This is a genomic window from Mobiluncus curtisii subsp. curtisii ATCC 35241 (assembly GCF_000146285.1).
Taxonomy (GTDB): domain Bacteria; phylum Actinomycetota; class Actinomycetes; order Actinomycetales; family Actinomycetaceae; genus Mobiluncus; species Mobiluncus curtisii.
The window spans coordinates 718000-730106 of record NZ_GL385912.1; the positions used below are offsets into that span (position 1 = coordinate 718000).

At 55.5% G+C, this 12107-nt stretch carries 9 protein-coding genes; all 9 read right to left on the reverse strand.

Annotated elements, in window-relative coordinates; all coding sequences use genetic code 11:
• Positions 1-16 precede the first annotated feature (16 nt).
• Positions 17-1297 (reverse strand): hemolysin family protein, encoded by a 1281-nt coding sequence (locus HMPREF0574_RS03270; protein ID WP_004007261.1) that lies wholly within the window; start codon positions 1295-1297, stop codon positions 17-19.
• Between the two features lie 8 nt (positions 1298-1305).
• Positions 1306-1758, reverse strand: a complete 453-nt coding sequence (gene ybeY / locus HMPREF0574_RS03275; protein ID WP_004007262.1) for an rRNA maturation RNase YbeY — start codon at positions 1756-1758, stop codon at positions 1306-1308.
• Between the two features lie 2 nt (positions 1759-1760).
• On the reverse strand, positions 1761-2771 hold the full coding sequence (locus tag HMPREF0574_RS03280) for a PhoH family protein (protein WP_004007263.1): 1011 nt from the start codon (positions 2769-2771) through the stop codon (positions 1761-1763).
• Positions 2772-2773: 2 nt separating this feature from the next.
• A complete protein-coding gene (locus HMPREF0574_RS03285; RefSeq protein WP_004007264.1) occupies positions 2774-3676 on the reverse strand; it encodes an RsmE family RNA methyltransferase in 903 nt (300 codons plus the stop codon).
• Positions 3673-4794 (reverse strand): molecular chaperone DnaJ, encoded by a 1122-nt coding sequence (dnaJ, locus tag HMPREF0574_RS03290; RefSeq protein ID WP_004007265.1) that lies wholly within the window; start codon positions 4792-4794, stop codon positions 3673-3675. The genes HMPREF0574_RS03285 and dnaJ overlap by 4 nt, the downstream gene beginning before the upstream one ends.
• A gap of 68 nt (positions 4795-4862) precedes the next feature.
• Positions 4863-5942, reverse strand: coding sequence for a heat-inducible transcriptional repressor HrcA (gene hrcA / locus HMPREF0574_RS03295; RefSeq protein ID WP_004007266.1), 1080 nt, complete (start codon positions 5940-5942; stop codon positions 4863-4865).
• A gap of 128 nt (positions 5943-6070) precedes the next feature.
• Positions 6071-7210 carry a hypothetical protein gene (locus tag HMPREF0574_RS03300; RefSeq protein WP_004007267.1) on the reverse strand — a complete coding sequence of 380 codons (1140 nt, stop codon included), beginning with the start codon at positions 7208-7210 and terminating at the stop codon, positions 6071-6073.
• On the reverse strand, positions 7207-7977 hold the full coding sequence (locus HMPREF0574_RS03305) for a hypothetical protein (protein WP_236585834.1): 771 nt from the start codon (positions 7975-7977) through the stop codon (positions 7207-7209). The genes HMPREF0574_RS03300 and HMPREF0574_RS03305 overlap by 4 nt, the downstream gene beginning before the upstream one ends.
• A gap of 127 nt (positions 7978-8104) precedes the next feature.
• Positions 8105-11962, reverse strand: a complete 3858-nt coding sequence (locus tag HMPREF0574_RS03310) for a cell wall-binding repeat-containing protein (RefSeq protein ID WP_236585833.1) — start codon at positions 11960-11962, stop codon at positions 8105-8107.
• Positions 11963-12107 lie beyond the last annotated feature (145 nt).

Below are 12107 nucleotides of genomic sequence, written 5' to 3' on the forward strand. Positions count from 1 at the left end.
ACTTTGGTTTTGGTAGCTATTCTTCATCCGGCGCTGGAGGGACGAGCCGAACGGAGATAGCTGAGACCTGGCGGCGGCGCCCTTCTGCCTCGACCGCACACAGTTCCAATCCCTCAACAGTGGCACTCGCCCCCACCAGTGGCACCACTCCGACGGCTTTGGTCAGCAGACCGCCCACGGTATCCACGTCTTCATCGTCAATCTCGGTGCCCAGCAAATCGTTGAGGTCGACCAGAGGCAGCCGCGCCGGGACAATCCAACTGCCGTCGGGCTGCAATTCGGGTTCCTTCTCTGCGTGGTCATGCTCGTCCGAGACTTCTCCAATGACTTCCTCGACCAGGTCTTCCAAAGTGACCAGACCCGCGATGAGACCATACTCATCCACCAGCACCGCCATGTGATAGCTGTTCTGCTGCATGTCACGCAGGGTGTCATCCACCAGGTTCATCTCGGGAATGAACTTGGCTTCGCGCATAGCCTGTTCCGCGGTCATCTGTCGAGCCGCCGAATCTGAGTTGACGCGACGCAATACATCTTTTAGGTATAGGATTCCGCGGATGTCATCCGCGTCTTCACCAATGACCGGCACTCGCGAATAGCTGGAACGCACAAACAACGTCAAAGCCTTGTCCAGGGTCTTTTCCGATTCAATCGTAACCATGTCTACTCGCGGTACCATGACTTCGCGCACCAAAGTGCGCCCCATCTCGAAAACAGACCAAATCATCTCTCGGTCCGCATCCTCGATGGTGTCCGGCTCTCCCATTTGATCCACCATTTCGCGCAGGTCTTCGGCGACTTCATCGCGAGCTTCCTGGTCGGTCTGGCTGGAAGGACCCCGCGCGATACTCAATAGCATCCCGAAGGGTTTCCCTGCATTCCATGCCGTCACCAGGAACGGCGCCAGGTAACGCACTGTCACGTTCGGATAGCGCCGCCCCAACCGATTCCAGGGCAGAGTCATCACCACCAGCAACAATGTCCCCACACCGACGACCAGAATCGCCACCAGCCACCAGCTAAGAGGCAGCTGTGACCCCAGCAACGCTCCGCATCCCACCGCCGCGGTCGTCACGAAAGCACGGCAAGCCCGCAAGGATGAGAGCACTACCCGGCGATTCTCCGCCAGCAGCTCTATTTCCCTAGAGTGCTTCGCGCCTTCTTCAGCTAAATCTTCCGCCGAGGCGATGCTGAGCCGCGACACGGCACCTTCTCCCAAGCTCAGTGGCATCGCCAGCCCGAAAGACACTGTCGCGATAAGTGTGAGCACCACCCCAGCTATGTAGGAAAACTGCATGAGTGCCCCTACCGATTCGCCAGAAAGTTCAACAGCAGCTTGCGTTGCAGGGTAAACATGGTTTTTTCTTCTTCCGGCTCGGCGTGATCGAATCCCAACAGGTGCAGCAATCCGTGAACCGTCAACAGCAACATTTCTTCAATAGGAGCGTGACCGGCGTCGCGGGCCTGTTCCGCGGCGACGTCAGGGCACAGCACAATGTCCCCCAGCACCCCGGCGGCACTGGGCACCCCCTCGCGCCCCGGTGTTAGCTCGTCCATCGGAAAGCTCAACACATCGGTGGGACCGGGCAAATCCATCCACTTGACGTGCAGGTCAGTCATGGTCTTAATATCTACAAACATAATGTTGACCTCAGCGGCGGGAGACACATAGAGCTGTTCCAGGCAATACGACACCAGGTCTACGAACTCACTCATCTCCAGTTCCCACGCGGTTTCGTTATTGATTTCCACACTCATGGTTATTTCCTTCCCAAGCCCTGTGGGCTGCGCAATACGGTTTGGCTTTCATAGGTGTCATAAGCGTTGATGATTTCCCCGACCAGCGAGTGACGCACCACGTCGGCTGCACTGAGGTAGCTAAACGCAATGTCAGGAACATCGCTGAGGATTTCGCTGACCTGTTTTAGACCGGAGAGCTGACGAGACGGCAGGTCTATCTGAGTGATGTCCCCGGTCACGACCATCTTGGAGCCGAAGCCCAGGCGGGTCAGGAACATCTTCATCTGTTCACTGGTCGTGTTTTGAGCTTCGTCAAGGATGATGAAACTGCCGTTCAAGGTGCGTCCGCGCATATACGCCAGGGCAGCGACTTCGATGGTGCCGTCGCTCATCATGCGACTAATGGTGCCCGTATCGAGCATTTCGCGCAGAGCATCATAGAGCGGGCGCAGGTAAGGATCGATTTTGTCAGTCAAGGTGCCGGGCAGGAACCCCAGGGTTTCCCCTGCCTCCACAGCCGGGCGGGTTAATATGAGTCGGGTCACTTCCCCTTCCAGCAGCGCTTTTACGGCGCGAGCCATTGCGAGGTAGGTTTTTCCTGTCCCTGCCGGTCCGATACCAAAAGTGATGGTGTGGGAGTTAATGTCGTTGACGTAGCGGGCTTGACCCTCCGTTTGCGGACGAATGACTTTTTCTCGGCTGACGAAAACCGCTCGGTACCGGGCGTCTGCAGCCCGTGCGGGCAGCTCCGAAAGTGCCGGAGCGAGCCGAGCGCGTTGATTAGTTTGAAAACCATAATCCGGTATAATTCGTTTTATATTGTTAGTCTTAGTGAACTGTGTCTGCACAGTCCGCACCGCCAGTTCCAGGTCCACGTCCGGACCTTGAATAAAAATCTCATTCCCGGCAACCCAAAAGTTAACCATGGGAAACTCGTCTTCCCATTTGTGCAGGTTGGCATCATTCACCCCGAGGACTTGAATCATCGGGATTTCCTCCGGAACTTCAACCGTGACTCGTTTCTGGACCATAGTCACCTACTCTCTGGCGGCGTTCCCCGCCAAGATCCCAGCTGGGATTGAATAACCGCCAGCGCCGCAGGTCCGGCGGAAGAACAGCGCAAAACAGTCGGTCCCAGCAGTGCTGGACGCGCCCCCGCTGCGGTGAAAGCCGTCAACTCCGGAGCGGTAATACCACCTTCTGGTCCCACAATGACCGCAATGTCCTCCGGGGTCTGACCTGCCCGTGCCAGAGGAATCAGCATTTGCGCCAGGTGCTCCGTGGCGAGCTCGTGTAGGACGAACACTGCGGTCCCGCCCTGCACCATCGCCTCGACTTCAGAAAAAATCGTGTTCGCAGCCGGTTTCACCGACTGAGTTTCTGCCCCCTGAGGTTCCGGCACAATGTCCCCGCCGCTTTCCAGGTACTCTGACACTTCTGCCAGCCTCGCCTGACGTGATTGTTTCATAGCAGAAACCGCCAGATTACGCCACTTTTCCCGACCTTTGGCACGCTTCGTGACGGTATCCCATCGGGAAACCGAGCGCGTAGCCCCCCAGGGGATGACTCGCCACGCACCCATCTCCACTGCGGATTCCAGCGCCTGTAAATCGCGTTTTTCCTTGGCTAATGCCTGAATCAGGGTGAGACGCAAGGGCGGCACGGGGTCTGCCACCGCATCCGCAAGCAGACGCAACCGCAACCTCGAATTCTGAGCCGCAACGACTTCTGCCCCAGCGCGCCAGCCCAACCCGTCGACCACATCGACGACCTCACCCAACCGCAGTCGCTTGACCGTAGCATGATGAGCCTCCGCGCCAACTATAGAAATTTCCTCCCCCTCGCGATAACCGCGCAAACCCGCAAATTCAGTGGCTGGTGATGTGCCCGCTTCCCCCGCGCTATCACCCGAAAACCAGAACGTTTGCCGGGTCATTTCCGACCCTTCCGGTGCACTCCGCCAGTGTTCCCGGAGGAGCTGTCGGCAGGAATCGGGGATTCCTCGCCACGCAACCGCGCCAGTTCGCTGAGCAGCTCACGCTGACGTTCATCCAGCCCGGTGGGGACCTCGATATTGAGGTGCACATACAAATCACCACGACCTTGGCGGTGCAGCCTACCGACCCCCAAGCCTTTCATAATGATGACCGACTCGGGCTGAGAACCAGCCTCGACAGTGATTTTCTTGGTCCCGTCCAGGGTCTCCAGGGAAAATTCCATGCCCAGTGCTGCTGCAGTCATGGGAATTCGTAAGGAAGTGTGCAGGTCGTCGCCACGGCGCTGCAGGACTTCGTGCGGCAGCTCGTGAATTTCCACGTACAAGTCGCCTGACGCACCCCCGGCAGGTCCCGCTTCGCCTTCACCAGAGAGACGAATCCGCGTGCCGTTTTCCACCCCGGTTGGAATTTCCACCTTAATGTTGCGCGTGGCGCGCACCCGTCCTTCCCCGGAGCAATCCGCACAAGGGCGTTCGATGATGGTGCCGTGACCTTTACAGGTTCCGCACGGGGCGGTAGTCATTACCTGCCCCAGGAAAGACCGCGCCATACGTTGCACAGAACCGGTCCCGCCACAGGTAGAACAGGTTTTAGGGCGGGTTCCCGTCGCGCAGCAGCTACCTTTGCAAGTCTTACATTTCACAAAGGTATTAATCTTAATTTCCCGCTCGGTGCCAAACGTGACGTCTTTCAGCTCCACGTCAATCGTGGTCAGGATGTCTTGCCCGCGCCCCCCGCGCGGTGTAGGTCCACTGGTGGACGAAGCGGCACTAAAGAACTCATTGAGGATGTCCGCAAATCCAAATCCGGCAGCGTTGGCTCCATTGAATCCACTGAATCCGCCCCCACCGAACCCGGAACCACCCAGGTCATATTGCTGGCGTTTCTCTGGGTTGCCCAACACATCGTAGGCAGCACTGACTTCTTTGAATTCTTCCTCGTGTTCAGGACCAGCCACGTCAGGGTGCAGTTTACGCGCTAGTTTGCGGTAGGCACTCTTAATTTCGTCCTGTGTAGCGTTACGGCTCACGCCGAGGGTTTCATAGTAGTCGCTCAAAGTTTTTCTTTCCTGCTTGTCTCTATTTTCGTCCGCTTCTCTCGGTTACTGGTCCGGATAGCTTTGGTTTACTGGTTTAAGATTCGTGACAGATACCTAGCTACTGCCCGTACCGAACTCATCGAGCTAGGATAGTCCATGCGAGTGGGTCCAATCACCCCCACGTGGGCTTGACCGGCTCCTGCTGGAGCGTAGCTGGAAGACACGATGGCGGTATCTTTCAACACCTCGTGACCAGATTCCTCACCGATAATCACGCTCACCGGTTCGGCTTCGCGCATCTCACCGAACAGTTTCAACAGCACGACCTGTTCTTCCAGGGCTTCAACCAAAGCGGTCAGGGTTTCGTTAAACGCACCTGAGCGCGACAGGTTCGCCATTCCTGCCATCACGATTCGCGTCTCTACCGCACCTTGCTCCAAGGCCGCCGCGATGTTTTGTGCCAAAATAGTAGCATTTTCTCGCAGGGCTTGATTGCCCACAGTAGCCAGCCATTCTTGCAAAGCAGCCTGTTGGGCAGGAATATCCGACTGTGCAAACACGGAGGTGAGCGGAGTGCCGATAGAACTGAGGTCTGCCTCGCTAACCTCGTGAGGAAGGTTCACCAGAATCTGATCCACCCGTCCCGTTTCGGAAATAATAATCGCCAATACTTTGCAGTCCGGTCCCGCCCCCAAACGCACCAGCTCCAAATGGCGCAGCCCGGAAGGATTGAACGCCGGAAACTCCACTACTGCCGTCTGGTGCGTCATCTGCGCCAAGAGGCGCACCGTACGCTCCATCACGTCCTCCAGTCCCACCGCGGAAGTAAAGAATTCGGTGATGGCTTTTCTCTCGGGTGCGGAAAGTGGTTTGATGGCCTCGATTTGATCCACAAAGTAGCGGTAGCCCTTGTCGGTGGGGATACGACCGGCAGAAGTGTGGGGCTGGCGAATCAGACCTTCTTCCTCCAGCTGCGCCATGTCGTTGCGGATAGTCGCGGCGGAAACTCCCAGTGAGTGCCGTTCTACCAGAGACTTCGAACCGACCGGTTCTTGGGTTTCAACGTAGTCAGAAACGATGGCTCGCAGCACTCCCAGACGCCGATCCGCCGCCTTGTCTGCCATCGTTCCTCCTGTTTCTCTCTGAGCTTGCCAGACAGTCGCCATGCTGACTCACGAGCCTTAGCACTCACAACCTCCGATTGCTAATCTTACCCCGCTTTGGCGCAAAACTCCCATCCCAGACCCCTGCCAACCGACCAAGCCCAGACTTTCCTGTGCCCGGTCCGACCTCACTAGTGCAAAGGAGAGACAGTCAACGGCCACGGCGATGTCCGCGGAGGCAGAACTCGTGCGAAAATGCCGCCGATGACGGCAGCGACAGCGAGCATAGTCAGCAAGATACCGGACACGGAGGTCGCTATGGAGGTGGCGTTAACCCCTGCTGTTAGGAACGGACCCAGCAGCGTTACCGTCATGACTGCACCAGCTTCAGAGCCGAGGACTGCACCCAGCAGCAAAGACAACACTGCCGCCCCCAACAGTAGCCAGATGATAGCAGAGCCGCTGGAGACAGCTTCGGCAGGGATGACGCCCGCGGTGTTAATGAGCTGAGCCATCCACAGGGCAGAAGCGGCGGTAGATGCCACGTAAGCGACATTCAAGACCGCCTGCAAGCCGGCATCTGCCAACCACTTATATCCACTGGTAGACAGCGCCATAACCATGACTACCACCCACACGATTCCCCCCAAATCTGCCAAACCAATCGGCGTGGAGAGAGTCAAAACGATGGAAATGAGAACCAGAAGGAAGGGAGACAACAGGATGAGGGCAGCGTGAGTCTTTGACGAACTGCGATGAACGGTGCCTTCCGCCGTCACTTCCGCGGTAGCTTTGGCAGTTTGTTTCCAAGATTCCCCGTCCGCGGAACGCATTTTTTTCATGGTCATTTGGCTGACCTGTGGCGCAGAGAGAATCGCGACCAGTCCCGCGAAAATCGCCAAAATTATCAGCAAAACCAGCATCAGTAACAGCAGGAAATGGTCATCGACTAACCCTGCTCCCGCTACTACCAGCAACAACGCTACGGTGGTCAGAGGCAGACCGTGAATCGAAACGGACCAGGCCTCCCGTCGCTGCCAGGTGACCTGGCGTCCCAGCAGAGTGTGCAGAGCGGACAAATACCGCTCCATCAGCCCGGATTCCACCATGATTCCGCCGATGATCATCCACAGGATGACCCCGGAAAAAGAATACAGATTAAACGCCCCCACCAGGGACCGCAGTCCCACTCCCGTTACTTGGTTACCGGTCATGAGCGCCAGATTTCCGAGCAATGCCGGCACCCCCAGGGCAAACATGATCGGTACTCGGATAGCCAGGAGCAGCACCGCTATCAGGACAGCTAAAACGACGATTACGGTTGCTGTCATTTCGCGCCGCCTTTCGCAGAGCCCGATTTGCGCGGGACGTTTCGACCCGTCGCCTGCACTCGAATGACTTTCGCTGTGTTGCTGGGCGTTTTGCCTCGCTTTGTGGGTTGAGACTTCTCGGTCTTTCCCCGGCGAGTCGCAGAAGGCCGGGGGGACGGTTTTTTGGTGGCGGGAGCCGGGGAGGGCGTGGGGTTCTCTGCTTTAAGTACCCGATATGCCCCGATAAAGGAACGCAGCGTGGTGTACAGCATCCCTATTCCGCCGATAAACACCGGTATGACCAGCACCGACATCGAGACACCGAGAGACTTTATTTCTTCGCTACTGACGCTGATGGTGGTGACAAACCCTACCACCGTAGCTAACAGAGCAAATAGCACTCCCATCGCCTCCCCAATCAGATTTTGCAGGGAGGTGCGTTCTTTTGGATCCCCCAGACGCGGTAAGCCCCACACCGTAAGCGCGACGAACAAACTCAGATAGGTGACCCATACCGCCAGGACTCCGCCCCACACTTCGACGGCAAAAAGCGAGATTTTGACAGGATCCGCAGCGGAACCTAACCAGGCTTGCGGCGACGGAAGCTGAAAACCGCCCCACCCGAGGACGGCGATACGGCTCGCTCCATGAAAAATGGAGATTACTGCCAGCACCGCGGACAGTAACATCACGACGAGTCCCGTGAGACGCAGCCACAGCGAACCCGGCACAGCGGAATCTTTCGCGGCTGCGCTCGAGACTGGTACGGTTGGCTGATTTTCACTCACCTTTCGAGTCTATCCGGAAAGCGGATGCCATTACTAGTATTTGAACCCAGTACTGGATTGTGGCGTAAACCAAGGAGGCGACAGCCTGAACGCTGCCGCGTCCGGTGGTGATTGAATTGTGCCAGTTTTATTTCTTTTCAGGGACAGGGTTCGCCTTACCGCTTAATGCTTTAGCCAGGGCATCCAAATCGGAAACTCCCAGCTGACTCATTACGGTCTTGAGAGAATCAGTGTCCTTAATCATGCCCCTGACGCGGTTCAAAGCATCTTGCTTCGCCTTTTCTTCCGCAGCCTTGGTTTGCGCTTCCAGGGCGGCTGATTCTGCCAGGGAGCCTTCCACGACCTTGGAGGCATCGTTGTTCAGTTTGGCACCATTCACCAGTTCAGCGACCTTCGGGCTAACCGCGGACGGACCGCCCACCACGATGGTCTTTTCCGAACCGTGACGGCGCAATGCCTGGTAGGACGGCTCCGGTAGTTCCTTGGCACGAGTCAAAATCAATGCCGCATTTTGATCAGCTGCCAATGCTCCGCCAGAAAGGGCATCGGGGAATGTCTCGCCGCTGACCAGTACCGCAGCCGTGCTACCAGGCTGCGACGCTGCCAGATTTGCCGCGGTTTCATAGCGGTCCCTGCCCATGATCGGTTTGATATTCACCGACATAGTCGTGGGCCAAGGGGTATTTTGCACCGCGCGCACTGCCGGTCCGCCGACCGCAGTAATCTGCAGCGGGCGGGTCTGACCCAACTCTGAGATATAGCTGTAGGTGGCAGGATCCAAGGTGTTGCCTTTGCTCAGCAGCATCAGCGAACCAGTGCGACCAGCTGCTGCCCCGGCGACTAATGCGTCCGGGAAGCCGACGCCATCGGCAATAAACAGGTTCAGCGGCTTGTGCGGGGCTGCCCCGATGAGAGGTTCCGTAGCACGGTTGACCGCCACTGCGGTGTTGAAACGGTCCGGTCCGGCAATACGGTGGATGTTTACCCCGGCATCGCGCAGTTCAAACTCGTCGTAAGGCGTCATCGGTACCTGACCGCCCACCAAGTACAGGTTCTTCTTGCCCGAAGCCTTAATTTGGTCCATAACTGCGGGCTCCAAGCCGGTCTTCCAAGTGGTCAACAGAATCGGCGCGTGCAACCCGGCAGCAAACGGCGTGGCAGACAAACCGTCAGCAGCCACATTCCCATCAACCAGGACGATGGAATCCCCAGGGAATTTACCGAGCTTCCACGCCGCAATCGCAGTCAGCACCCGGTTGCTACCCTCAGCACGCAGGGTATTCTTCGACAGGGCCTTGGCCAGGCGCTTTTCGTCCGCCTTAGCTTTCTTGTCCCGCTCCGCCTGGGCCTTCTTAGCTTCGTCCGCGACCTTCTTAGCGGCAGCCTCAGCGGCCTTCTTCTTGGCTTCCTCTTCCTTCTTCTTCTGAGCCTCGTACTTCTCCTTTTCCTTGGGGGACATGCCCGCAGTCGGGTCGTTCGGGTCGGGTTTGACAACTTTATCGTTGACTAACTTTCCGTAGGAGTTGAGATTTTTCATGTCCTCGGAGGACTTGATAATTTTATTCAGAATATCCGTCAGGTTAAAGAAGGCCTTATTGGTCTTGTCAAGCAGACGGTCCATATCCTGAGCCGTTAAGTTTGGATCAGCCAGTTCATCACGAACTTCGCGCAAATTTTTCTGGTCGCTCTCTGCACCGTTATAGGCCAGGTTTGCGTTGTTATAATCCTTGATTGCCTTCTCATAGCCTTGGTCATGCATCATCTTTTTGAAGCTTTCCGGCATAGCTTCATACATCTTTACCAAGTCGGAATGATATCCCTGCATCTGACCGTATTCATTGGAAATACGCTTCATCAAATCCGCCTGTTTCGCCAAGATGCCCTTGATTTCCTGACGCATAGCCTCACGGTCAGCATCATTAAGGGTCCCACCCTTCTTGAGCAGTTCCGTCATCCGATTCATATTCCAAATCTGATAACGTGCCTCCAACATAATTGGCACAGTTTCGTTGAGCGCCTTGTAGTAGGAATCGAGTTTGCGCGGTACTACTGATTCGGCGGCACCTTTGGTCAGGTAGGTGTTATAGGGGTTATTATCAAGAATAGTCTGATTAACTGGAACAGGCTTCTTTGGATACCCAGCATCACAGACAGTCTTTGACGTTACTGAATCAACATGGCAGTGAGCCGCATTGTCCGCTTTGAGAGCCACATTGTCTGCTTGCTTTTTCAGCTCCTTGAGGTAGTTGGTCATTGCTTGGGCGTATTTAGTCCGAAAGGCATCGTCTTCCTTCAGCCAATTATTCTGAGCAGTTTCCACCTTGTCACGCACTTCGTTAAGACCTGATTTAACGGCTCCCACCGCATCACTCACAACCGGATCGAGATGCTTGACTATTTGTTCCTTTATCTCAAGTTGTACCTTGTAGGCCTTAATCTTGCTATCTAGGTCTTCCTTGGCTTTTTTCTCCTCCTCAGCAGCAACTTTCCACGCGTCACGGTTCGCGGCATCCGCGGGATCCGCAGTATAAATCGCCTCAGCTTTCGCAGTAGTTGTCTTAGCCTTGTCGTAGGTAGTTTGGGCTTCGTTCTTGGCATTTTCAGCTTCGTCTATTTTACTCTGGACTGCAGCACGCTCTGTGTCATAAACCTTTTGGTCAGCTAAGGCGCGCTGGTACATAATCGACATGTCCAGAGGATTAGCACCATCAGCAGAGGTGCACATTGCCAACAATTCAGCCGGTTCTTTGGCGATATCCTTGATGTATTTAGGGTCTAGATACCCCGGAATTTCATAATTTGGAGCCAAAGTCGTAGGGGATTTGTAAAGCGATTGATTAATTTCGCCCGCGACGGTCGGATACGCACCAGCAAGCTTAGTGATGTACTCGTTGTGAGAAATGACCGAGTTCTTCGTATCAGACTGGTTCGTTTCAGCGTAGTGCTTAAAATCGTCTATCGGACCAGCTGGCGGCGGAGTCACTTGAGAACAGAGTGCATCCCGCAAATCTGTGTACTGCTTGACTAAATCTGCCTCACTGGACGCTTTAGCTTTCTTTTCCAGAACACGCTGCACGTGTTTACGATAAATCCAGTCCGAGACATTAGCTTCACCAGTGTCCATGAATACTGGAGCACCCTCCGTGGAATACCCCACCAAAAGACCTTGCAGCTTACCGTCTGCAGTGATGACCGGAGTACCCAGTTCTTTCACAGGGTCCTTGGATACGCGAGTCCCGTCAATCTTGAAGGCCGGGACAATATCATTCTTATCGCTAGCGCTGGGAATGTCGAGCCGAGGAATTGCCCCGGAGGTTTCCTGGAAATGTTCCCAGGTCATCGGGGACACCTCGTACTTGCCCGTGGCTCGGAAAGCAATCTGTTTGTCCTTCGTATTTATAGTGATGGCAGAAGCACCGGGAGCGGGTACGAAATCTGTGGTTTCCCAGCCCACCATGTTCACTCTGGTTCCGTCTTGCACGACTCCCGTAGCCTTTGTAACTGGCGAGATTCCCTGTACGTCCCGGTCAAGTTGCACAATGGAAAGCCCGTAAGTGGTTTGCGTCGGAGTCTCCACCCGGACAGAGAAATAAACCCGCTTATCCGCATCAGTCGTGCTTGTGGCATCTTTGCCGAATGTCACCCGGGCAGTTTTTGTAGCCAAATCTTCCATTTTGGTCTTAGCGCGGTTGAAGATATCTCCATACGGATCGTTAGAAAAGGAGAAACAGTCAGAGGAAGTCAACACCTCATTTTTGGATACCAACACACCGGTACAGGTCTTGTACTTTAAATCTTTCCCCCCTAGGGGCACTGCGATCTGAGCCACCGCTGCGCCATTTTTCCCCAAGTCACTGGTCTGCCAGTCTGGTCCACGCAGAGCGTTCGCCGGGGCGACGCCCGCAAAAGCTAAACCGAGCGCAAATAGACCCACGATGCCCGCGCGGCGCATTTTCTTCACAACGACGTGACCGTATGTTTCCACTTTTTCCTCCTCGAATACCATCCATGGATTCGCTCGCTGCACCCTCCGGATGATGACAGCATAGTATTCCGAATACTCAGGCGTTTAGTTCGGCTAGCTACCTTTAATTGTGAGACTTTTAGCATCATTTCAGCGAAACCTCGCA